Source organism: Pandoraea terrae (assembly GCF_902459695.1).
Lineage (GTDB): Bacteria > Pseudomonadota > Gammaproteobacteria > Burkholderiales > Burkholderiaceae > Pandoraea > Pandoraea terrae.
Genome location: NZ_CABPRZ010000013.1, coordinates 64,286 through 87,062, shown reverse-complemented (window position 1 = coordinate 87,062; position 22,777 = coordinate 64,286). Strand labels below are relative to the sequence as shown.

The following is a 22,777-nucleotide window of genomic DNA, read 5'->3' as shown; positions in this document are numbered from 1 at the left end:
TCGATCGTTATCGCCCAACTTCGAACCGTTGACATCAACGTAGCGGCGGCCGGTGCGCGGCCCACGGCCATGCACGCTCCCATTGCCCTGCCAACTGGAACAGCACGCCTTCCGCACCCAGCGCAGCGGTAAACATCATGCCGATCGGCAGGCCCTCGGCACTCATGCCGCACGGCACGGACATGGATGGCTGGCCGCCGACGTTGGCCACTGCCGTGAACGAGGAACAGCCCATCATGCCGCCGACGAATTCGTCATACGGCCGGTCCAGGCCCAGCCGGCCCAGTTCGGCCGGCATCGTCGCCGTAACGGGCGAGAGGATGATGTCGTAGCGCTCGAACATCGCCTCCATCTGGCGCGAGACCAACTCAAAGGTCTCGCGAGCCCGATAAAGCTTTTCCGCCGAGAGGGACATGGCGTTCTTCAGGATGTAATGGCTGATCGGCTCCAGATCGTCATCGGTCACCGACCGGCCGAGTGCCGCTTCGCGATCGCGCACCATCTTGACGAGCGCCGTCCCGGTGACTGCCCCATGCGCGCCGAACATCACACTCGCGTCGACGGGAAAGCGTGACGCTTCTACCGCGTGCCCAAGATCGCCGAGGCGTCCGACGGTGGTTTCGAGCACCGCGCGAATCGAGGGATCCGCCGACATGCCCGTCAGCGATTCCGTCACGACAGCGATTCGCAGCGCAGACGGGTCGCGCTGAGCTTCCTCGGTGAAGGGGCGCGTCACCGGCCGAGTCCAATACGCGCTGCCAGGTTCGCGCCCGTGGCTCACGTCGAGTGCAAGGGCCGAATCACGCACGCTGCGCGAAACCACATGCGCAGCGCTGGCGCCAAACCAGCCTTCGAAGCGATCCGGGCCATTAGGCGTACGGTAGCGCGTGGGCTTGAGGCCAAAAAGACCGCAATACGACGCGGGGATCCGAATCGAGCCGCCGCCATCCGTCGCGTGCGCGATAGGTACGATGCCCGCAGCCACCGCCGCTGCGGCGCCTCCCGACGATCCGCCCGCGCTTCGCGAGAGGTCCCATGGGTTTCGCGTCTTGCCCCAAAGCAGGGATTCCGTCGTCGCCGTCAAACCGAACTCGGGTGACGACGACTTGCCGAACACCACCATGCCGGCGGCCTCGTAGCGCTCGACCAATGTGCTGCTGCGCGTCGCGGGCTCCGCTTCTTTCAAGAAGCGGCATCCATTGGTTGTCGCCGTGCCCGCCACATACGTGTTCAGGTCCTTGATCAGCGTAGGCACGCCGGCGAGCGCCCCCTCGCGGTCGCGCCCATGCAGGCGGCGCGCGGCCACCAGGTCGCGCGCGCGCTCATCATGACGCATCACCACCGCATTGATGCGCGGGTTTATCGCGTCGCTGAGGGAGTGCGCCGCCGCCAACAATGCCTCCGGCGTGACCTCCCCGCGCCGCACGGCCTCAGCCATGCCGGTGGCGTCGAGATTGCGATAGTCATCCTGCGAAATTGTCTCGCCGGCACCGGCGTACGTTCGTCCCATTTCCCTGTCTCCGTGAATACACGTGCTTTCCCGGCACGCATCGGACCGTTGGCGTGCCTCATGTGGCGTCTTTGCCCCTCGCGTCGCCCTGTTGACGGATCGACGGGGCTTGTAAAACGGTGCGAATCATCATCATTCTTTTTTTTTGACGACCTCACCTACCTCATTCGGACGACGCCCGGCGTGATGTCCACAATAAGGTGGCACCAGGGATATCCACCGTCTGTCAGTATTGACCACATTTCTCGAGGTATTGCTGTGCAGGCCGCGGCGAGCGAGATGGCATAATGCTCGCCGTGACTGCCAACGATCGCCGGATCCCGAATGGGGGCCGTGCAACGCCCTGAACTTTCAGTCCATCCAGGAAATGAATCCCGCCGTTGACGCCAGACCCTCCCTCCAGCTGCTCGGCGTGGCGAGCGACCGGCTTGATCCGTTCGATTGCGACATGTTTGCCGGCGAATGCCATGCCATTCTCGGGCCCTCCGGATCAGGGAAGTCGCTGTTGCTGCGGCAGATTGCCGACCTCGACCCCGGGCGGGGCGAGGTCCTGCTCAACGGCACACCCAGATCCGGGCTCAGTGCGCCCGCATGGCGCAAGCAAGTCAGGTACTGCCAGCCGGAGCCCGGGTGGTGGGACCACCGGGTCGCACCTCATTTCGACGGATTGGCCGGCGTTCCCCCGATGCTTGAACGGCTGAGCCTGCGTGACGATGTGCTGAATGCCATGGTCCACGACCTCTCGACCGGTGAACGCCAGCGCCTGGGATTGGCGCGCGCCTTTCTCACCGCCCCCCGGGTCCTGCTTCTGGACGAACCCACCGCAGCGCTCGACGAAGCGTCCACGCTGCGCGTAGAAGCGGAAATCGTGCGCCTTCGCGATGCCGGTTGCGTGATCGTGCTGGTGACGCACAGCGAGATACAGGCTCGGCGGCTGGCGCATCGCGCCTGGCGTATGCAGGCAGGAAAAATGGAACCGCTGTGGCCATGATTCAACTGACGTTCTCTGATTTGGCGATCGCCGCCAGCCTTGTCGCCATCAGCGCGCTGATTGCTCTGGTCCTGAAACTGCGCCTGCAACGGCAAATACTGTGGTCCGCCGTCCGCACCGTGGTCCAGTTGATGCTGGTGGGCCACCTGCTCAGGCTTGTTTTTGCGCATGCCTCGCCGCTGATTACCGGCCTGGTCGTGACGCTCATGATGGCGCTGGCCGCGCGCGAAGTGGCGTCTCGCCCCGCCGCGCGTCTTGCCCACCTGGGCAACGCATGGACGGGCGCGATCACGGTCGGCGCGACAACCGTCATCACGGCGCTGTTCATTCTCAACACGGCGGTCCGCCCCGACCCCTGGTACGATCCGCGATACGTCATCGCGCTCGTGGGCATCGTGCTCGGCAGCGTACTCAATGCGGCAAGTCTTGCGCTCGATAGCGTATTGTCAACCGTCCGGCGGGAAAAGAACGCCATCGAGGCGCAGCTCTCGTTGGGCGCCACGGCGCATGAAGCCTTCTCTGGGCTGCTTCGCGCCGCAGTCCGGCGCGGTATCGTGCCAAGCATCAATCAGATGTCGGCGGCCGGCATCATCACCCTGCCCGGCATCATGACAGGCCAGATCATCGCCGGCATGGACCCCGTCGAAGCCGTCAAGTATCAGATATTGATCATGTTCCTGCTATCGGGCGCCAGCGGCTTTGCCGCAGTCGGGGCGGCGTACCTGGCCATGTTCCAGCTTGTCGACCATCGGGCCCGCTTGCGGCTGGACCGGCTCGCTCACGATTGACGCCGCATCCCACGGCGGCGAGCGGGTCCGGAACCTCCATGGCACCAATATGGTTCGTTATACAAACCATATAACGACGCAATACCCGCCCGCCGAAGCATCGCATAGTTCAAATGGATGAGGCAATCTCTGCAGACTCATGGATACACTGGATTCGCTTATCGGCGCCCGGCATGGGCGCATATCAGCTTGATATCCAACCGAGGTCAGCGATGAAACGAATGGAAGGCAAGGTGGCATTGATTACCGGCGGCGCACGCGGCCAGGGCGAGGCGGAAGCCCGACTGTTCGCCGCCGAAGGGGCGAAAGTGGTGATCGCAGACGTGCTCGACCAGGACGGCCAACGCCTGGCGGACGCACTGGGCGAGGCGGCGATGTATGTTCACCTCGACGTAACGCAGCCCGACGACTGGCACGCGGCCGTGCTTGCCGCGCAGGCACGCTTTGGCAAGCTCGACGTCCTGGTCAACAATGCCGGGATCCTCAAATTGTCGCCCATCGAATCGTTGTCCCTGGAGGACTACCGCAAGGTTATCGACGTCAATCAGGTCGGTTCCTGGCTGGGCATGAAATCGGTGCTGCCGGCCATGAAGGCGGCCGGAGGGGGGGCCATCGTGAACGTTTCCTCCACCGCGGGCATGGAAGGCGTCGCCCTTGGCTCGGCCTACGTCGCCAGCAAGTTCGCGATTCGCGGCATGACCAAGGTCGCCGCCCTCGAGTTCGGCCACCACAATATCCGCGTCAACTCCGTGCATCCTGGCGGCATCGATACCGTGATGGCCCGGCCACCGGAGTTCGCCGGTCTTGAAACGTCCGGCGCCTATCGGGCACTGCCGATCCCGCGCATCGGCCGCCCCGAAGAAGTCGCCAATATGGTGCTGTTCCTCGCCTCGGATCAGTCGACGTACTGCACGGGCAGCGAGTTTATCGTCGATGGCGGCATGCTGGCCGGCGCCACTTACGGCTAACGCAGCGGCACCTCTGTCCTGACAGGAAGCGACGATGCTGACTTTGCAAGAAATCTCCGACCGGCTCGAGATCCAGCAATTGATGGTGGATTATTCCACCGCCATCGATCAAAAGATGTTCGACGCGCTCGATGACGTATTCACTCCGGACGCCTACATCGATTATCGTGCCATGGGGGGCATCGACGGGCGGTTTCCCGAGGTCAAAGCCTGGCTTAAGGAAGTGATGACGGCGTTTCCCAATCGTCAGCACATGGTCGGCAATATGTCGATTCGCGTCATCGGTGACGCAGCGTCAGCGCGCACCATCTGCTTCAATCCGATGGAGGTGCCCCTGCACCAGGGAGGCTCGCAGGTGATGTTCCTGGGCCTCTGGTATATCGACAAATTCGTCCGTACGCCGCAGGGCTGGCGCATGTCCGAGCGTGTCGAAGAAAAGTGCTACGAGCACAACGTGCCGGCATCCGTAAGCGCCGGACCGGTGAAGTCGTAGCGGCGAACGCCTTCGTTCACCAATGGTTGCCAATCCTCATCCGGCCCGAGGCCAAGTAAAATGCCCGGAGAGCAAGGCTTATAGGGCAGCAACGTGGCGGAACTGGCGCATGGTTTTCTTCTCACTCGGCACTGGCGCGATACCCCGGCCGGCACGGAAGTCGAGTTCTGGCTGGCGACAGATGACGGCCCGCGCCGGGTCCGTCTGCCGCATCAACCGTCGGTGGCCTTCGTTCCTGCCGAACAGCAGGCACGGATCGAGCACATCTTGCGCGCAGAACGCCAATGGGAACTGCGCCCGCTGGCGCTGCGCGACTTTCATCAACGCCCCGTCCTCGGGCTGTACAGCCCGCACCAACGCCAGCTATTGAAGTTCGAGCGCATGCTCGCCGACGGCGGTGTCGATGTATTCGAGGCAGATATCCGTCCGCCCGAGCGCTACCTGATGGAACGCTTCATCACCGCGCCGGTCCAGTTCACCGGGACCCCGGCCGACGGCGGCCTGCTCGTCGACACGCAGATGAAGCCCGCGCCGGACTACCGTCCAGCACTCAAGCTGGTTTCGCTCGACATCGAGACGACCGCGCACGGCGACCTGTATTCCATCGCGCTGGAAGGATGCGACCAACGTCAGGTGTATATGCTCGGCCCCGCCAACGGCGACGCCGGGTCACTCGACTTCGCGCTCGAATATTGCGCCACACGGGCGCAACTGCTGGAAAAATTCAACGACTGGCTCGCCCGCCACGACCCGGACGCCATCATCGGCTGGAACCTGGTTCAGTTCGACCTGCGGGTGCTGCACGAGAGCGCCGAGCGTTTCCAGGTACCGCTACGCCTCGGCCGCTGCGGCAATGTGCTGGAATGGCGCGAGCACCGCAATCACTTTTTCGCCGGGGCAGAGGGCCGCCTGATCATCGACGGCATCGAGGCGCTCAAGTCCGCCACGTGGAGCTTCGCTTCGTTCAGTCTGGAGTTCGTCGCCCAATCGTTGCTCGGCGTTGGCAAATCGATCGACAACCCCTACCAGCGGATGGCGGAAATCGATCGCATGTTCGCCGAAGACAAGCCGTCGCTGGCGCGCTATAACCTGAAAGACTGCGAGTTGGTCACGCGCATCTTCGAGAAGACCGAACTGCTCGCGTTCCTGCTGGAGCGCGCCACCGTCACCGGCCTGCCAGCGGATCGCAGCGGCGGATCGGTCGCCGCCTTCACTCATCTGTACCTGCCCCCGATGCACCGCCAAGGCTACGTCGCGCCGAATCTCGGCGAGATCACCGGCGCCCCGAGCCCCGGCGGCTTCGTCATGGATTCACGCCCGGGTCTCTACGAATCCGTGCTCGTGCTCGATTACAAGAGCCTCTACCCGTCGATCATCCGCACCTTCCTGATCGATCCCGTCGGCCTGGTCGAGGGCCTCCAGCATCCGGACGACGCCGATTCGGTGCCGGGGTTTCGTGGCGCACGTTTCTCGCGAAGCAAACATTGCCTGCCGGCGATCGTGCATCGGATCTGGCAAGGACGAGACGTTGCCAAGCGTGAACGCAATGCGCCGCTTTCGCAGGCCTTGAAGATCATCATGAACGCGTTCTATGGTGTCCTCGGCTCCACCGGGTGCCGTTTCTTCGATCCGCGCCTGGCGTCGTCGATCACTTTGCGCGGGCACGACATCATGCGCAAGAGCCGCGAGCTCATCGAAGCGCAGGGGTTCGAGGTGATCTACGGGGACACGGACTCAATCTTCGTCTGGCTGGGGGACGAACAGACCGAAGCGCAAGCCGCCGCCATCGCCACGTCGCTGGTTCAGCATGTCAATCACTGGTGGCAGTCGCATCTGCAACTGCAGTACGGCCTGGAAAGCGCGCTCGAACTCGAATTCGACACGCACTTCCGCCGCTTCCTGATGCCGACGATCCGCGGCACGGACCAAGGCAGCAAGAAGCGCTACGCCGGCGTGGTGAGGCAAGCCGACGGCACCGACGAGATCGTGTTCAAGGGCCTCGAGACGGTCCGTACCGATTGGTCGCCACTTGCCCGGAAGTTCCAGCAGGAGCTCTATCGCCGCGTGTTTCAACACGAGCCGTATCAGGATTATGTACGGGAGTACGTTCAACACACACTGAGCGGCGATTTCGACGCGTTGCTCGTGTATCGTAAACGTTTGCGAAGAAATCTCGACGAGTATCAGCGCAACGTGCCGCCGCACGTTCGCGCCGCGCGTCTGGCCGACGATTTCAACCGCGCGCAGGGCCGGCCGCTCCAGTACCAGAACGGCGGCTGGATCAGCTACGTCATGACAACCGCCGGCCCCGAGCCGCTGGAGGCGCGCCGTTCGACAATCGACTATCAGCACTATCTGGACAGTCAGTTGAAACCGGTGGCCGATGCGATCCTGCCGTTCGTGCACGATCAGTTCGACACCTTGGTGACCACGCAACTCGGCCTCTTCTGAGCGCAGCGGCAACGTCGCCGACCTTGCCGGTATTGGCTCGCGCGACCCGCCATACCGCCACTCGGCTACCCCGCTTCCCGCCGAAATGCGCTATCGTTGCGTCATATGGATGATGAACGCCGCCGGCGACGGCCGAACGTCCATCGCAGATGAATCCCGGACGGCTTATGACGGACGGCGCCGCCGCGGCAACGGCTTCGCGGCATCGCCCATCGCAACCGAGAAGAGGCAACGATGGCGGGGATTTCCCGGATTGTCACGCGCGACGACGTCCCGCGATGGCGCATCACCGCCATCATGGTTCGCGTCGTCGGCAATGCGCCACTCCCGGTCATTGTCGGGATCGGTCTCGCATTGGCGGGCTGCGCCCCGAAGCCGGACAATGTCTATCAGGGCTACGTGGAAGGCGAGTTCGTGTATGTCGCCACGTCGCAGGCGGGGCGGCTCGACCGCCTGGCCGTCAAGCGCGGGCAGGACGTTGCGGCCGGCGCCCCCCTCTTCGCCCTCGAAGCGACCTATGACGCCGCCGCACAACAGCAGGCGCGCGATCAACTTGCGGCGGCCGAAGCGCAACTGCACGACATCGAAACCGGCAAGCGGCCGGCCGAACTGGACGTCACACGCGCACAACTGGCCCAGGCCATCGCGGCGAGCGACAGGGCCGCAACCCAATGGAAGCGCGACGAAGTCCAATACGCCGCCGGCGGCATATCGCGAGAACAGCTGGAGGCCAGCCGCGCGGACGCACGCACGAGTGCCGCGCGCGTGAGCGAGTTGCAGAGCAGCCTCGCGGTCGCACGGCTGCCGGGGCGCGAGGCACAGCGCCAGGCGCAGGCCGCGCAAGTCGCGGCCGCGCGCGCCGCGCTCGCGCAGGCCGACTGGACACTCGATCAGAAGCGCGTCGCCGCCACGCGCGCCGGACGCGTGTACGACACAATGTACCGAGAAGGAGAATGGGTGCCGGCCGGGAGCCCGGTCGTGCGCATGCTGCCTCCGCAGAACGTCAAGGTACGCTTCTTCATACCCGAAGCGGTGCTGGGACGCTTGAAGACCGGGCAAGGCGTTCGCATTCGCTGCGACGGTTGCGCCGCCATCGACGCAAAAATCACGTATATCGCCAACGACGCCGAATACACGCCGCCCGTGATCTACAGCAACGACAGCCGCGGCAAGCTCGTCTATCTCGTCGAGGCGTATCCGGGCGGCGCCGATGCCATGAAACTTCACCCCGGCCAGCCCGTGCAGGTCACGCTGCCATGACGGACCCGCGCCAGGACGCCGCCACACGCGACAGCGCCAAGCTTGCGACGGATGACGAAACATCCGCGGCCGGACAAGGCAACGGCCTCGCCATCGACGTGCAAAAGCTGAACAAGCACTTCGGCGACAAGCACGTCGTCAAAGATGTCTCGTTGCAGGTCAGACACGGGGAAATCTTCGGCTTCCTGGGCCCGAACGGCAGCGGCAAGACCACGTGCATCCGCATGATGTGCGGCCTGCTCACGCCCGACTCGGGAAGCGGCACGTGCCTCGGTTACGACATCCGGCGCGACAGCGCACAGATCAAGCGGCACGTCGGCTATATGACGCAGCGTTTCTCGTACTGGGAAGATCTGACGATTCGGGAGAACCTCGATTTCGTGGCACGCGTGTATCGCATGGCAGATCGCCGCGCGGCGGTCGATCGGGCACTGGAGAGCCTCGGTCTCACGAGCCGCGCATCGCAGCTGACGGGCGCGTTGTCAGGGGGATGGAAACAGCGGCTCGCATTGGCCGCCAGCATGCTTCACGAACCCCGGCTGTTGTTGCTCGACGAACCCACCGCAGGCGTCGATCCGACCGCCCGGCGCGACTTCTGGGAAACCTTGCATGTCCTGGCCGCGCGGGGCATTTCAGTGCTCGTCAGCACCCACTACATGGACGAGGCGGAGCGTTGCCACAAGTTGGCCTATATCGCCTATGGCACATTGCTCGCCAATGGCACAGCCGCCGAAGTGATTGCGAGCCAGCACCTGAGCACGTGGGCGGTACACGGCGACAACCTCGTCGAACTCGGTCAGGCGCTGCGCGGCGAACCCGGTGTGGCGCAAACCGTCGCCTTCGGCAGCGCGCTGCATGTGAGCGGCGAAGACGCGGCGCAGCTCGAACGTACGCTGCGCCGGGCCGCAATCGAACGTCATCTGAAGATTGCGCCGATCGACACGAGTCTCGAAGGCGCATTCATCTACATGATGAATCGTTCAAAGGACAGTTTCGGGAGCCAGGCATGAGGCGGCTGATGCCCTTCTCGTTCACCCGCTGGTGGGCCGTCGTCAGCAAGGAGTTCCTGCAATTGCGCCGGGACCGGGTCACGTTCGCCATGATCGTCGGCGTGCCGCTCGTGCAGCTGACGCTGTTCGGCTTCGCGATCAACACGGACCCGAAACACCTGCCGACGGCCGCGCTCGTCCAGGATCACAGCGAATTTTCGCGCAGCTTCGTCGCGGCGATGAAGAATGCCGAGTACTTCCGGTTCACCGAGGATCTCGCGAGCGAGGAGGCCGGACGCGCCGCCCTCGCGCAGGGACGCGTGCAGTTCGTGCTCAACATCCCGCCGGATTTTTCGCGCCGACTGGTTCGCGGCGAACGCCCCGCCATCCTGATCGAAGCCGACGCAACCGACCCGACGGCCACCGGCACCGCACTCGCCGCCGTGCAGCAGTTGGCGCAGTCCGTCGCGCAAAAGGATCTCGTCGGCCCGCTCGCGCCGCTCGCCGGCGGCAAGCCCGCCTTCGACGTGCAGGTACACCGGCTCTATAACGCCGAAGGCATCACCCAGTACAACATCGTGCCGGGGCTGATGGGCGTGATCCTGAGCATGACGCTCGCCATGATGACCGGTCTGGCCATCACGCGCGAACGCGAGCGCGGCACGATGGAAAATCTGCTCGCGACGCCGGTCCTGCCGATCGAAGTCATGACCGGCAAGATCGTGCCGTATATCGCCATCGGGCTCGTGCAGGCGAGTATCATCCTGCTCGCCGCGCGCTTTGTTTTTCATGTGCCGTTCGAAGGCAGCGTCATCGCCATCTACCTCGCCGCGCTGGTGTTCATCGCGGCCAACCTGACCGTCGGCATCACGATCTCGTCGTTCGCGCGCAATCAGTTGCAGTCGATGCAATTGACCGTCTTCTACTTCTTGCCGAATCTGCTGCTCTCCGGCTTCATGTTTCCCTTTCGCGGCATGCCGACATGGGCACAGTACATTGGCAATGTGCTGCCGCTCACCTACTTCAACCGGCTCATTCGCGGCATCCTGCTCAAGGGCAACGGCTGGGCCGACGCATGGCATGACCTGTGGCCGCTGCTGGTCTTCACGACGGTCGTCATGGGTATCGCCGTGAAGTTCTACCGGCGCACGCTGGACTGAGGGGACAGGCAATGGATTCGTTGCGACGATGGGCCCGGTGTCTCGCCATCGGCTTCACTGCCCTCCCTGCCCTCTCAGCCCTCGTCAGCTGCGCGGTCGGTCCGGACTTCCACACGCCGGCCGCCCCGTCCGTCGCGCAATACACGGCCGGCACGCAACCTCCGGGGACGGCCGCCGCCGACAGTCCGCAAGGCGCCGCGCAACGCTTCGACGCCGGGGCGATGGTCCCCGTTGACTGGTGGACGCGCTTCGGCTCCCCCGGGCTCGACCGCCTGGTCGCCGATGCGCTCGCCGCCAGCCCGACGCTCGTAGCAGCCGTTGCCAAATTGCGCCAGGCGCAGGAAGATTACGCCGCGCGCGCCGGCGGCACCCGGTGGCCATCCGCCGATTTGAACCTGTCAGCCAAGCGGCAGCAGGTCGACCTTGCCTCGTTCGGCATCACGAGCGTGCCGAATCCCGGACCGTTTTCGCTGTACAACGCATCCGTCGACGTGTCGTACACGCTCGACATTTTCGGCGCGAACCGGCGCACACTTGAAGGCTTGGCCGCCCAGACCGACTACGCGCGCTTTCAATGGGAAGCGGCACGCCTCGCGCTGGCGGCCAATGTCGTGACCGCGGCGATCCGGCGGGCTTCGCTGCGTGCACAACTCAGCGCCGCCGAGGGTGCGCTGGCCGCCCAGACACAACAATTGTCGATCACGCAAGAACGGTTGTCGGCCGGCGGCGTCGCGCAACTCGATGTAGAGAACCAGCAAAGTCTCGTTGCGCAAACAGCGGCGACGCTGCCCGCCCTGCGGCAGCAGATTGCGCAACTCGACCACCAGCTCGCCTTGTATCTGGGGCAACCGCCCGGCACCTTTGCCTCTCCTGAGTTGACGCTCCATTCGCTTCAACTGCCGGAGGACCTGCCGCTTGTCCTGCCGTCCGCGCTCGCTCGCCGCCGTCCCGATGTGCGGGCTTCCGAAGCGCTGCTGCACCGGGCGTCGGCCGACGTCGGCGTCGCTACGGCGAATCTTTACCCGCGGTTCACGCTGACCGGCAGCTTCGGTTCGCAGCGCACCCGGGCGGCGGATCTGGCCGACAGCGTGAACGTCTGGAACATTGGCATGAGCCTGTTGCAGCCGATCTTCCGTGGCGGCCAATTGCGCGCCGAGCGCCGCAGTGCCGTGGCCGCCTACGACGCCGCGCTCGCCAACTATCAACAGACCGTGCTGCAGGGATTCGTGCAGGTGGCTGACGCGCTGCGAACGCTCGAATCCGACGCGCAAACGCTGCAGGCGCGTAGCGAGGCCGCCACGCGCGCGGATCGCGCATGGCGCATTTCGGAGGCCCGTTATCGCGCCGGCGGCATCAGCCAACTCGCCCTGCTGGATGCGCAACGCCAGGCGCTGGACACCGCACGCGCCCAGCGCGAGGCGCAAGGTGCACGGCTTGCGGATACGGCTGCGCTGTTCCAGGCACTCGGTGGCGGCTGGCAGGAGACGGATCACCCGGCGGCGAGCGCCCCCGCCTCCTCGACCAGGCATTCCACGAGCGACGCGACCGGCGCCCGCTTCAACGCAGACTGACGCGCCAGCACGCCAATCTCGCGCAAAAGCGGTGCGCCGGGCAACGGCAGCGAGCGCACGCCTGCCGCCCGCGCTGCGCCGATCAGCGACGACGGAACGATCGACCATCCCAACCGTTGACGCACCATGCGCAGGATCACCTCCGGCTCGTCCAGTTCGACACCATCGCGCACCCACACCTTGTGCCGGCGCAAGAATGTGTCGACCAAATACCCGCCGTAGGATCGCCGGTTATAACGCAGGAACGGCAGGTCGCGCGCCCAGTCGCCGAGTTCGCCGCGCGCGGATTTCGGCGCAATGGCGACATAATGCTCATGCATCAACGTCAGCCATTTCAAGTCGGACGGAATCCCGAGACGCGGCTTGATCACGACAGCAACGTCAAGTTCGCGCGCATCGATCTGCCCGAGCAATTGCACCGACATCCCCGGCACGATGTTCAGATGCGGCGGCGCCCCCCGTGCCCACCAGCGGCGCACCGCCCCCGGCAGCACCCCCATCTGGACGGTCAGGATCGCACCGAGATCGATCGGCGCCACCGCTGCCTGCACGCCGTGCTGCCCCGCCTCGCCCCGCATCGCACGATACGCGCCCACGATCCCGCGGGCTTGCGCCAGCAGCCGCCGGCCGTCGTCCGACAGCGTGACCGCGCGCCCGGTGCGCTCGAACAACTGGCAGCCCAGATCGTCTTCCAGCCGCTGGATCTGTGCGCTGACGGCAGACTGCGTCAGACCCAGCCGCGCCCCTGCTGCAGAAAACGACGCCGTTTCGGCCGCCGTCACAAAGGTTTTGAGATATCGGATCATCGATCGAAAATTCTGTGGCTCAGCCGCCAAATTATTCGTTTTATATTAATTTTATTGATGGATAAAATCCACTGGAACCTTTGACAATGTTTTCCACCCCACGGAGCTTCCATGTCCACGCAGCCGCTGTTCCACCTCGCGTTTCCCGTTGACGACCTCGACGCCGCCCGCCGCTTCTACGGCGGCGTGCTGGGCTGCCCCGAGGGCCGCAGTGCCGATCACTGGATTGATTTCGATTTCTTCGGCCATCAACTGGTCGCGCATTTGACGGCGCCGCGCGCGGAGGTTCGCACGTCCAATCCAGTCGACGGCAACGATGTGCCCGTGCCGCATTTCGGCGTTATTCTTGACATGACGTCGTGGCTTGCGCTGGCGGATCGCCTGCGGGCGGCCGGCACGCGCTTCGAGATCGAGCCGCATGTGCGCTTCGCCGGGCAGGTCGGCGAACAGGCGACGATGTTCTTTTTCGATCCCGCAGGCAACGCGCTCGAATTCAAGGCGTTCAACGACTTTTCCCAGGTATTTGCGAAATAGTGCGCCCGCAAACGATTCCGCTTCCTCTCCAAAACCAAGTGTTCACATGAGCCAATACGTATTTGAACCCGCACCTCAGGCATCCGTCGCCATCGCGGGCAGCGACGCTCGTTTCCCCGTGCGCCGCGTATTCTGCGTCGGCCGCAACTATGCCGCGCATGCGCGTGAAATGGGCAGCAATCCGGATCGCGAACCGCCATTCTTCTTCATGAAGCCGGCAGACGCGGTTGTCGCAGCCGCGGGTACGCTGCCTTATCCGCCGCTCACGTCGGATCTGCACCACGAAATCGAACTCGTCGTGGCGATCGGCCAGGGCGGCGCCGGCATCGACAGCGGTGACGCGCTCAAACATGTATGGGGCTATGGCGTCGGCGTCGACCTCACGCGCCGCGATCTGCAGCAGGAAGCCAAGGACACGCGCCGGCCATGGGACTGGGGCAAGGCATTCGACGCCTCCGCGCCGTGCGGCCCGCTACGCCCGGCCCTGCAGATCGGCCACCCGGCGAGCGGGCGCATCTGGCTCGACGTCAACGGCGCACCGCGTCAACATGGCGACCTCGACGAACTGATCTGGCCGGTGGCCGATTTGATCGTCGAAATTTCGCGCAGCGTGCGTCTGGAAGCCGGCGATCTGATCTTTACGGGCACGCCCGCCGGCGTCGGCGCGCTCCAACCGGGCGACAAGATTGCCGGCGGCGTCGTCGGCGTCGGTGAGATTGCGTTCACGATCGGCGCCAGGCCTGCCGCGCGCTGATCAGGATCGCTATGTTTTTTCCGGGCCGCGGCCCGCGCCGGCGGCGCGGCGCGCCCGGATATCCACAAGCGCTGTTGATAACCCTTTGAATAACTCCCCCCCGCCTACCGGAAACCCCCGCCGGCACAGGCTGTCAAGAGCTTTGCCTATTTTGCGGTCAGAATTTCGAAGAGAATTTTCGGATGGCCGCCCCGCGCTCGCCCCCACCCCATATCAAAGGTGAAACGTTTCCGTGCTTCCGCACCGGAGGCCGCACGACCGCTTCCAGACAAAACCAGGAAATTCAAGCGCTTAGCTGCGCTGGCACGCTTCTCGCACTATCTCTCGTGCAAACCGTCCGCCCCGGGATGAACGCCGGTAGGGCAAAAAGACTTCGGGAAAATCGCCATGCACGCCACATGGCTCGGCACGCCCGAATTCACATCTCATCAGGACGCGCCCCGGACGCGGACGGATTGCACTTCTTCATCCGCCTGCCGATTCGGCAGTCCAATATTACGTGGGGGGGCATCATGCAAATGCGCCAAACGGGGCCCTGCGTCAGAAGTCCGTGCGATCGCGCACTTTCGGCGGTCCGGCCACAACGTGTTCGCTGCGCGAGCTGGCGGCACCGCAAGCACAGCGCCGTAATTGCGCAACCGCGCGCCGTGCTGGTCGGGCGTCGCGTGCATCGTTGCACTGGCGCGCGTTAGGGCCTGTTCGCGCTAGTCCTCGGCCCACGCCTTGGCCGCGCGAATCGCGCGCTGCCAGCTTTTGACAGCCGCATCGACCGCTTCGTGCGGCAATTGCCGCACGAAGCGGCGTTGCAATTGCCATTGGTCCTGCAACGCGGCGAGGTCCGGCCAGTAGCCGACGGCCAATCCCGCGAGGTACGCCGCGCCAAGCGCCGTCGTCTCGATCACGTTCGGGCGCACCACATCGCTGCCAAGCAAGTCGGCCTGCCACTGCATCAACAGATCGTTCGCCGCCGCGCCGCCATCGACGCGCAATTCTGAAACATGCAGGCCCGCATCGGCCTCCATTGCGCGCAGGACATCGAGTGTCTGGAAGGCGATACTGTCGAGCGCCGCGCGCGCGATATGCGCGGACGTCGTGCCGCGCGTCACACCGAACAGCGTGCCTCGCGCACGCGGCTGCCAATGCGGTGCGCCAAGCCCGGCGAACGCCGGCACGAGCACGACACCGCCGGCATCGGGCACCGTGGTCGCCAAGGCCTCGACGTCGCGCGAGTGGCGGATGATGCCGAGACCATCGCGCAACCATTGCACAACGGCGCCGCCAATGAAGATGCTGCCTTCGAGCGCGTAATCGACGCGCTCGCCGATTTTCCATGCGACCGTCGTCAACAGATTGTGGCCCGACATCTGCGGCGCACCGCCCGTGTTCATGACCATGAAGCAGCCGGTGCCGTATGTGTTCTTGACCATGCCGGGCTGCAGGCACAATTGGCCGAACAATGCCGCCTGCTGATCGCCGGCGATGCCCGCGATCGGCACGTTGGCCGACAGCCACTGCGTCGTGGTATGTCCGTAGACCTCGCTCGACGAACGGACCGTCGGCAGCATCAACCGCGGGATATCGAGCAGCGCAAGCAGTTCGTCATCCCAATCGAGCGTATGGATGTTGAACAGCATCGTGCGAGAAGCGTTCGAGACGTCGGTGACGTGCAGCTTGCCGGCGCTCAGATGCCAGGCGAGCCACGTGTCGACCGTGCCGAACGCCAGGTGCCCGGCAACGGCTAACGCGCGTGCGCCCGGCACATTGTCGAGGATCCAGCGGATCTTGCTGCCCGAGAAGTAGGCGTCCACGATCAGGCCGGTGCGCTCGCGCACCAAAGCCTCGGCGCCGCGCGCCTTTAACTGGTCGCAGAAGTCGGCGGTGCGCCGATCCTGCCAGACGATCGCGTTGTACACCGGCTCACCGGTGCGGCGGTCCCATACGATCGTGGTCTCGCGCTGGTTCGTAATGCCGATCGCCGCGATGTCCCGGCCGCCGGCGTGCGCGCGCGTCAGCGCCTCGGCAGCGACGCCGGCCTGCGTCGACCAGATTTCCCGGGGATCATGTTCGACCCATCCCGGATGCGGGTAGATCTGGCGAAATTCCTTCTGCGCCGATGCCACGACCGCACCTGTACGGTCGAACAACAAAGCGCGCGAACTGGTAGTGCCCTGATCGAAGGCGAGGATATAGGGTCCCGGCATACGGCTGTCTCCCGGCGAACCCACGACGTTCGCCATGTCGTTGTCTTCTGTTGTCGTCCGTCACGGTTGACGCACGGGCCGCCCCGGCGCTCAAGCCGGCGTGGATCGCGTCGCGGGCGCGTGCACGGAATCCGTGCGGCGATGGGCGTCGAGCCAGGCTTGCACGCGCGCCGCGCCCTCTGCGCCGGCGTGCAAGCCGAGCTTCGTGCGGCGCCACAGCACATCCTCCGCCGCGCGCGCCCATTCATGACGCACCTGATACCGCAACTCCGCCTCGTACAGGTCGCCGAACAGGCACGCGCCAAGATCGCCGAGGGCGCGGGCGTCAGCGAGCAACACCGCCGTACGGGTGCCGTATGTGCGTGTGTAGCGGCGCGCCAGTGTCTCCGGCAGCCAAGGATACTGCTTGCGCAGTGCGTCAAGATACCGTGCCGCGTCGGCGCCCGGCATGTCGCCCCCCGGCAGCGGCGCCGCCATCGTCCAGTCTGTTTTCGTGATTCCCAACGGTTCGCGCAGCAGCGACAACGCTTCTTCGGCCAGCCGGCGGTACGTCGTGATCTTGCCGCCGAACACCGACAACAGCGGCGCGCGCGTCCCCGGTGCGTCAAGTTCAAGTTTGTAGTCGCGCGTGACCGCCGACGGATTCGCCACTTCTTCTTCGAGCAGCGGCCGCACCCCGGCATACGTCCACACGACATCCTCCGGCGTGACCGGCCGGGTGAAGTACTCGCTGGCGCACGCGCAAAGATAGTGGATCTCGTCATCGCTGATACGCACCTGCGCCGGATCGCCTTCGTACTCGATGTCGGTCGTGCCGATCAGTGTGAATTCGGACTCGAACGGAATCGCGAAGATGATGCGCTTGTCGCGGTTCTGGAAGATGTAGGCGTGATCGTGGTCGAAGAGCTTGCGCGTGACGATGTGGCTGCCCTTGACCATCCGCACCTTGTACGCGGCGGATTGGCGCAACACGTCGCCGAGCAGATGACCGACCCACGGCCCTGCGGCGTTGACGATCGCGCGTGCGCGCACCTCGCGGACCGGACCGCCTTCGGACGCCTGCAGTTGCGCGGTCCAGAACGCCTCGCCGCGCTCGGCACCAACGAGGCGCGTGCGGGTAAGCACCGTGCCGCCACGTTCCGCGGCATCCTGCGCATTGAGCACCACGAGACGCGCGTCCTGCACCCAACCGTCGGAATAAACGAAGCCGCGCCGAATATCGCCGCGCAACGGCGCGCCGGCCGGATGGCGGCGCATATCGATGCCGCGCGACCCGGGCAACCGTTCGCGGCGCGCCAGATGATCGTAGAGGAAGAGTCCAGCGCGGATCAGCCATGCCGGACGCAAGTCGGGCATGTGTGGCATGACGAAACGCAGCGGCCACATGATATGCGGCGCCAGGCGCAGCAACACCTCGCGCTCCTGCAGTGCCTTGCGCACCAGGCCGAATTCGTAATACTCGAGGTAGCGCAGGCCGCCATGAATCAGCTTTGTACTCGCCGACGATGTGTGCGCGGCGAGATCATCCTGTTCGACCAGCAACACCGACAGGCCGCGGCCGACGGCATCGCGCGCGATGCCGGCGCCGTTGATGCCGCCCCCCACGACCAGCAGATCGTAAGGGCCGGCGCCCTTGGCAAGCGGATCGCCAGACGTCTCGGGGATTTGCAAGATATCGCTCCAGTCAATGCCCCGCACGGGCGCCCCCGCCGGATCATCGCGTCGGACTGGGAGGCACAATCACGCCGGGCCAGGTTGGAATGTTCGATTTCGAACATGTACGCGGATTTTAACAGAAAATACGAAAATACGACTTCGATTTCGAATAAAAACCCTCGGAAATGTTCGTTTTACAACAAACCAGATCGAATGACACGGCGCTCCGCGCACGCCATCCGGTCAGGTCGCCACAAATACCCGCGTGCCGGCATCCTGCAACACGCTGGCCATCTCGGGCGGTATCGGACAATCGGTAAACAGGGCGTCCACTTGCGACAGGTGTCCCAGACGCACCAGCGCCGAACGTCCGAATTTGGAATGATCGGCAGCAAGATAGACCGTACGCGAATGGGCGATGATCGCTTCGGCCACGCGCACCTCCCGGTAATCGAAATCGCGCAACGTGCCGTCCGGATCGATGGCGGAAATGCCGATGATGCCGAAATCGACGCGAAACTGACGAATGAAATCGAGCGTCGCCTCGCCGGTCACCCCCTGATCGCGTGCGCGCACCACGCCGCCGGCGATGATGACTTCCGCGTCGGGATAGCCGCTCATCATGGCGGCCACATGCAGATTGTTGGTGATCACGCGCAGGCCGCGATGGCGCGACAGTGCGCGCGCCACCGCTTCGGTGGTCGTGCCGATATTGATGAACAGCGATGCGTGGTCCGGAATCTGTGCGGCCAGCGCGGCCGCAATACGCTGCTTTTCGTCGGTCAGCAACGACTGGCGGGCATCGTACGCTTCGTTTTCGGCGCCGCCGGGCAGGCCGACGCCGCCGTGATAACGGCGTACCAGCTTGCGCTCGGCCAGCAAATGGATGTCGCGCCGGATCGTCTGCGGCGTAACGTCGAAATTTACCGCGAGGTTTTCGACCGTGAGAAATCCGTCGCGCCGTACCGCTTCGAACAACGCCTGTTGGCGAACATTCAGGCCTGCGGCAATATCCGCATCGCCCGGCAGCTCGGAAGCGCTGGCAACGGCGGTGGCATGAGTTTCGGCGTTCGGCATCGAGACGTTCGGTATGAGAGATGGACGGGATATGCGAACATCGTGCCCGGGCGGATCGTCAAAGGCAACTGCGGTCAAAGGCAACTGCGCAGGCTCGAGAGAATCGACTCGGGTGCGGCGCCGCCGACGAACAGGACGCTCTCGCTGCCGTCACGGCGCGTCTTGAGGTCGAGTACCGCGAGAACGCCGTCATCTGCCGAGCTCAGGTGCAAGGATTGGCCCGCGGCCGTCGGCACCGGCTCCACCCGAGCGCCCGGCACACTTTGCTTCCAGGCGCGAGTCGTGCAGGACGCGATACGTGCGACCGGCTTGGCGGCCACGCCTTGCCAGCGCGGGCCAAGCGCGCGCAAATCTGCGACGGAGTCGCGCTCGGGCGGCAGGGTTTCGGTCACGACACCGGCCTCGGTGGATGTGGGCGTGCCCGGCGGTTCATCGGCGGCTTTCGGCCCGCACGCGGGCGCACAGGCGGCAAGCAACGCCGTCAGCGCCAGCCCGAGGGCGGCATGGCGTGCGCCAAGACTTGCCTGCCGCCAACGGCCGTGCGTCGCCCAGGCCTGCGGTCCGTACCCCACCCCGTTATCCGCTGATCTCATGCCCGCTCCACTTTTTTTATCGGTCCGCCAACGACGCTCTGCCGCGTTGCAAAACGACCTCGCTGCCGACCTGTTTCCTGCCGGCGCGCCCCCGCAGGGCGCCGTCACGCAGCACTTTCCCCGTGCACGCCGATGGATGTCTTTGGGCGCTCATCTTAACCGTGTTATTCACAGCATGGCAATTCGCGCAATGCGCGCTGCCCCGAATCGCGTATATTGCTGGTTTCTGTCACACTGCCTGGCGCGACGGCCCATGCCGCCGCGTACCCTTTCAACTCTGTTTGCCGTGTCCCGATTGCCATGTCCAGTAACGTGCTTGCGCCTGTCGTCGTCATCGCCCCCGATTCCTTCAAAGGTTCGCTGACCGCTCCCGAGGTGGCCAAGGCCATCGCCGAGGGCATCGCCCGCGCCCTGCCACAGGCCGACCTTCGGCTGCGGCCAATGGCCGACGGCGGCGAAGGCACGCTCGACGCCCTGCTTTCGGCCGGCGGCCATCGTGTGCCGCTGTCGGTGCGCGGCGCGGGTCAGGCCTCGGTCACGGCCGAATTCGGCGTCATGCCTGACGGCACCGGCGTGCTGGAATCGGCGAACGTCGTCAGCATCACCGACCCCGTCGGTATGCAAACGCCCGTCGCCGAACGCACCACGGTCGGTCTCGGCGAACTGCTGCGCGCGCTGCTCGATTCCGGCGCGCGCCGCGTACTGATCGGCCTGGGCGGCAGCAGCACGAACGATGGCGGCGCAGGCCTGCTCGTCGGCCTCGGCGCCCGTCTGCTCGACGAAAACGGCGAAGCCGTGTCGCCGGTGCCCGCCGCGCTGCATCGCGTCGCGTCGATCGACTTGGCCGGTCTCGATGCCCGCCTGAAAGACTGCGAAATCATCGCCATGTCGGACGTCAACAATCCGTTGAGCGGCACGCAAGGCGCGACGGCGATCTTCGGGCCGCAAAAAGGCGTGACTCCGGCACAGGTCGAACCGCTCGATCATGCCATCTCCCATTTTGCGCAAAAGGCGCAGGCCGCGTTCAGGGCGAGCGAAGCGGCGAGCCGCGCCGGTGCGGGCGCGGCCGGCGGCCTTGGTTTCGCGCTGCACCTGTTGGGCGCGCAGTTCCGTTCGGGCGCGGAGGTCGTGGCCGAACGCGTCGGTCTGCCGCAAGCCGTGGAAGGCGCCGACTGGTTGATCACGGGCGAAGGCCGCAGCGACGGGCAAACCCTGTCGGGCAAGACGCCGATGATCGCGGCCCAGGTCGCCATCAAGGCGGGGGCGAGCGCATCGCTGTTGTCGGGCGCGATCGACCGCAGCGCACTGGAAAGCCTCTCGCGCGTGTTCTCGGGCTGCTTCTCGTTGACGTTCGGGCCGACCACGCTGGAAAAGTGCATCGCCGACGCGGCCAGCTTGCTCACCGATAGCGCGGAACAAATGGCCCGCCTCAAGTACCTCAGCGCGCAAGGCCACAAGGCATAGGACCAGGGCCTGTTCGTGAACAGGCCCTAGATCACGAGCAGGTCGACGAAGTGATGCACGGGCATCGCTTCGAGCCTGCGCTGATCCAGCGCCACTTCAAGAATGTGCGCTTGCTGCCGCGGCGGGAAACGATGCGCCAGATGGGTCTTGAACTTCTCCACCAACAGCGGAATGCCCTCTGCGCGGCGCCGTTTGTGGCCGATCGGGTACTCGACGACGATTTCGTTTAACGTCTGTCCGTCGTTGAACTCGACCGTCAACGCGTTCGCGATCGAGCGCTTTTCCGGATCGTGATAGTCGGCCGTGAACTGCGGATCTTCCACGCAGACAATCTTGTCGCGCAGCGCGTCGATGCGCGGATCACGCGCGACATCGTCCTCATAATCCCCGGCGGTGAGGCGACCGAAGATCAGCGGCACGGCCACCATGTACTGGATGCAATGGTCGCGGTCCGCCGGATTGCCCAGCGGCCCCTGCTTGTCGATGATGCGAATTGCCGCTTCATGCGTGCGGATCGTGACTTTGCGGATGTCGGCCGCGGTCCTGCCGCGCTCGGCCAGCAGTCCGTGCAGCGCCATGGCGGCTTCCACGGCGGTCTGCGCGTGAAATTCGGCCGGGAAGGATATCTTGAAGAGCACGTTTTCCATCACGTACGTGCCGTAGGGACGCTGGAACCTGAACGGCTGGCCCTTGAACAGCACGTCGTAGAAGCCCCAGGTCCTGGCCGTGAGCACCGACGGATAGCCCATCTCACCGGTCCGGGCAATCAACGCCAGGCGCACCGCGCGGCTGGTGGCGTCGCCCGCGGCCCAGCTTTTGCGGCTGCCGGTGTTGGGGGCGTGACGATACGTGCGCAGGCTCTGGCCGTCGACCCACGCCAGCGACAAAGCGTTGACGATCTCGTGGTGCGACAGGCCCAGCATCTGTGTGACCACCGCAGTCGTTGCGACCTTGACCAGCACGACATGGTCCAGGCCGACCTTGTTGAATGAATTTTCCAGCGCGATGCAGCCCTGGATTTCATGGGCCTTGATCATCGCGGTGAGCACGTCCTTCATCGTCAGCGGCTTGCGGCCGTCGGCGACGTTGTTGCGCGAGAGCCAGTCGGCGGTCGCCAGGATGCCACCCAGGTTGTCCGACGGGTGGCCCCATTCGGCCGCCAGCCACGTGTCGTTGAAGTCCAGCCAGCGGATCATCGCGCCGATGTTGAACGCAGCCTGGACCGGATCGAGCTGGAACTGCGTGCCCGGCACCCGGGCCCCGTTGGGCACGACCGTGCCCGCCACGATCGGGCCCATCAGCTTGGTGCACGCCGGGAACGACAGGGCTTCCAGGCCGCAGCCGAGCGTGTCGATCAGACAGTTGCGGGCCGTGTCGTAGGCCAGTTCACTCGCAATCTTGTACCGCGTGACATAGTCCGCAATGTCGACCAGAACCTGGTCCGGACCGGTGTGTTTGGCAGACATGATGGCGATCTCCCACGCTGGCCCGGGGCCGGCTCACGCTAATAT

General features: G+C 64.9%; 19 protein-coding genes. 12 read left to right on the top strand and 7 right to left on the bottom strand.

What is annotated here, in order from left to right:
- Positions 1–34 precede the first annotated feature (34 nt).
- A complete protein-coding gene (locus tag PTE30175_RS16000; protein WP_150698058.1) occupies positions 35–1,510 on the bottom strand; it encodes an amidase in 1,476 nt (491 codons plus the stop codon).
- Positions 1,511–1,877: 367 nt separating this feature from the next.
- On the opposite strand from PTE30175_RS16000, the gene PTE30175_RS15995 reads away from it, so the two are divergent.
- From PTE30175_RS15995 to PTE30175_RS15955, 9 genes are all read left to right on the top strand, one after another.
- A complete protein-coding gene (locus tag PTE30175_RS15995; RefSeq protein WP_150698057.1) occupies positions 1,878–2,501 on the top strand; it encodes an ABC transporter ATP-binding protein in 624 nt (207 codons plus the stop codon).
- Positions 2,498–3,289 (top strand): ABC transporter permease, encoded by a 792-nt coding sequence (locus PTE30175_RS15990; RefSeq protein WP_420819647.1) that lies wholly within the window; start codon positions 2,498–2,500, stop codon positions 3,287–3,289. Before PTE30175_RS15995 ends, PTE30175_RS15990 begins: the two co-directional genes overlap by 4 nt.
- 212 nt (positions 3,290–3,501) lie before the next feature.
- Positions 3,502–4,257 carry a glucose 1-dehydrogenase gene (locus tag PTE30175_RS15985; RefSeq protein ID WP_150698055.1) on the top strand — a complete coding sequence of 252 codons (756 nt, stop codon included), beginning with the start codon at positions 3,502–3,504 and terminating at the stop codon, positions 4,255–4,257.
- A 34-nt stretch (positions 4,258–4,291) separates the two neighbouring features.
- Positions 4,292–4,750: a nuclear transport factor 2 family protein gene (locus tag PTE30175_RS15980; RefSeq protein WP_150698054.1), complete on the top strand. Its 459-nt coding sequence runs from the start codon at positions 4,292–4,294 to the stop codon at positions 4,748–4,750.
- Positions 4,751–4,843: 93 nt separating this feature from the next.
- Positions 4,844–7,201, top strand: a complete 2,358-nt coding sequence (locus tag PTE30175_RS15975) for a DNA polymerase II (protein ID WP_224788804.1) — start codon at positions 4,844–4,846, stop codon at positions 7,199–7,201.
- 297 nt (positions 7,202–7,498) lie between these two features.
- The gene (locus PTE30175_RS15970; RefSeq protein ID WP_150698136.1) at positions 7,499–8,461 is read left to right on the top strand and encodes an HlyD family secretion protein; all 963 of its coding nucleotides are present in this window, start codon (positions 7,499–7,501) and stop codon (positions 8,459–8,461) included.
- Complete coding sequence (locus PTE30175_RS15965; RefSeq protein WP_150698053.1) at positions 8,458–9,471, top strand: ABC transporter ATP-binding protein; 1,014 nt, start codon at positions 8,458–8,460, stop codon at positions 9,469–9,471. Before PTE30175_RS15970 ends, PTE30175_RS15965 begins: the two co-directional genes overlap by 4 nt.
- Positions 9,468–10,610 carry an ABC transporter permease gene (locus PTE30175_RS15960; RefSeq protein WP_150698052.1) on the top strand — a complete coding sequence of 381 codons (1,143 nt, stop codon included), beginning with the start codon at positions 9,468–9,470 and terminating at the stop codon, positions 10,608–10,610. Before PTE30175_RS15965 ends, PTE30175_RS15960 begins: the two co-directional genes overlap by 4 nt.
- 11 nt (positions 10,611–10,621) lie before the next feature.
- On the top strand, positions 10,622–12,181 hold the full coding sequence (locus PTE30175_RS15955; RefSeq protein ID WP_150698051.1) for an efflux transporter outer membrane subunit: 1,560 nt from the start codon (positions 10,622–10,624) through the stop codon (positions 12,179–12,181).
- Here the strand turns inward: PTE30175_RS15955 and PTE30175_RS15950 are convergent.
- A complete protein-coding gene (locus tag PTE30175_RS15950; protein WP_150698050.1) occupies positions 12,100–12,987 on the bottom strand; it encodes a LysR family transcriptional regulator in 888 nt (295 codons plus the stop codon). The two genes, PTE30175_RS15955 and PTE30175_RS15950, sit on opposite strands and share 82 nt — an antisense overlap.
- A 111-nt stretch (positions 12,988–13,098) precedes the next feature.
- Here PTE30175_RS15950 and PTE30175_RS15945 point away from each other — a divergent pair, with 111 nt between their 5' ends.
- Together PTE30175_RS15945 and PTE30175_RS15940 are read left to right on the top strand one after the other, a co-directional pair.
- Positions 13,099–13,521, top strand: coding sequence for a VOC family protein (locus PTE30175_RS15945; protein WP_150698049.1), 423 nt, complete (start codon positions 13,099–13,101; stop codon positions 13,519–13,521).
- 46 nt (positions 13,522–13,567) lie between these two features.
- Positions 13,568–14,275 carry a fumarylacetoacetate hydrolase family protein gene (locus PTE30175_RS15940; protein WP_150698048.1) on the top strand — a complete coding sequence of 236 codons (708 nt, stop codon included), beginning with the start codon at positions 13,568–13,570 and terminating at the stop codon, positions 14,273–14,275.
- Between the two features lie 704 nt (positions 14,276–14,979).
- On the opposite strand, the gene glpK is transcribed toward PTE30175_RS15940, so the two are convergent.
- The 4 genes from glpK to PTE30175_RS15920 all read right to left on the bottom strand — a co-directional run bounded on the left by glpK (position 14,980) and on the right by PTE30175_RS15920 (position 19,802).
- On the bottom strand, positions 14,980–16,476 hold the full coding sequence (gene glpK / locus PTE30175_RS15935) for a glycerol kinase GlpK (protein WP_150698135.1): 1,497 nt from the start codon (positions 16,474–16,476) through the stop codon (positions 14,980–14,982).
- A 90-nt stretch (positions 16,477–16,566) separates the two neighbouring features.
- Complete coding sequence (glpD, locus tag PTE30175_RS15930; RefSeq protein ID WP_150698134.1) at positions 16,567–18,141, bottom strand: glycerol-3-phosphate dehydrogenase; 1,575 nt, start codon at positions 18,139–18,141, stop codon at positions 16,567–16,569.
- A 234-nt stretch (positions 18,142–18,375) separates the two neighbouring features.
- Positions 18,376–19,209 (bottom strand): DeoR/GlpR family DNA-binding transcription regulator, encoded by an 834-nt coding sequence (locus PTE30175_RS15925; RefSeq protein ID WP_150698047.1) that lies wholly within the window; start codon positions 19,207–19,209, stop codon positions 18,376–18,378.
- 74 nt (positions 19,210–19,283) lie between these two features.
- Positions 19,284–19,802 (bottom strand): hypothetical protein, encoded by a 519-nt coding sequence (locus PTE30175_RS15920; RefSeq protein ID WP_150698046.1) that lies wholly within the window; start codon positions 19,800–19,802, stop codon positions 19,284–19,286.
- Positions 19,803–20,102: 300 nt separating this feature from the next.
- On the opposite strand from PTE30175_RS15920, the gene PTE30175_RS15915 reads away from it, so the two are divergent.
- Positions 20,103–21,266: a glycerate kinase gene (locus tag PTE30175_RS15915; protein ID WP_150698045.1), complete on the top strand. Its 1,164-nt coding sequence runs from the start codon at positions 20,103–20,105 to the stop codon at positions 21,264–21,266.
- A gap of 26 nt (positions 21,267–21,292) precedes the next feature.
- Here the strand turns inward: PTE30175_RS15915 and PTE30175_RS15910 are convergent, their stop codons facing one another.
- Positions 21,293–22,732, bottom strand: a complete 1,440-nt coding sequence (locus tag PTE30175_RS15910; protein WP_150698044.1) for a bifunctional 2-methylcitrate dehydratase/aconitate hydratase — start codon at positions 22,730–22,732, stop codon at positions 21,293–21,295.
- Positions 22,733–22,777: the final 45 nt, after the last annotated feature.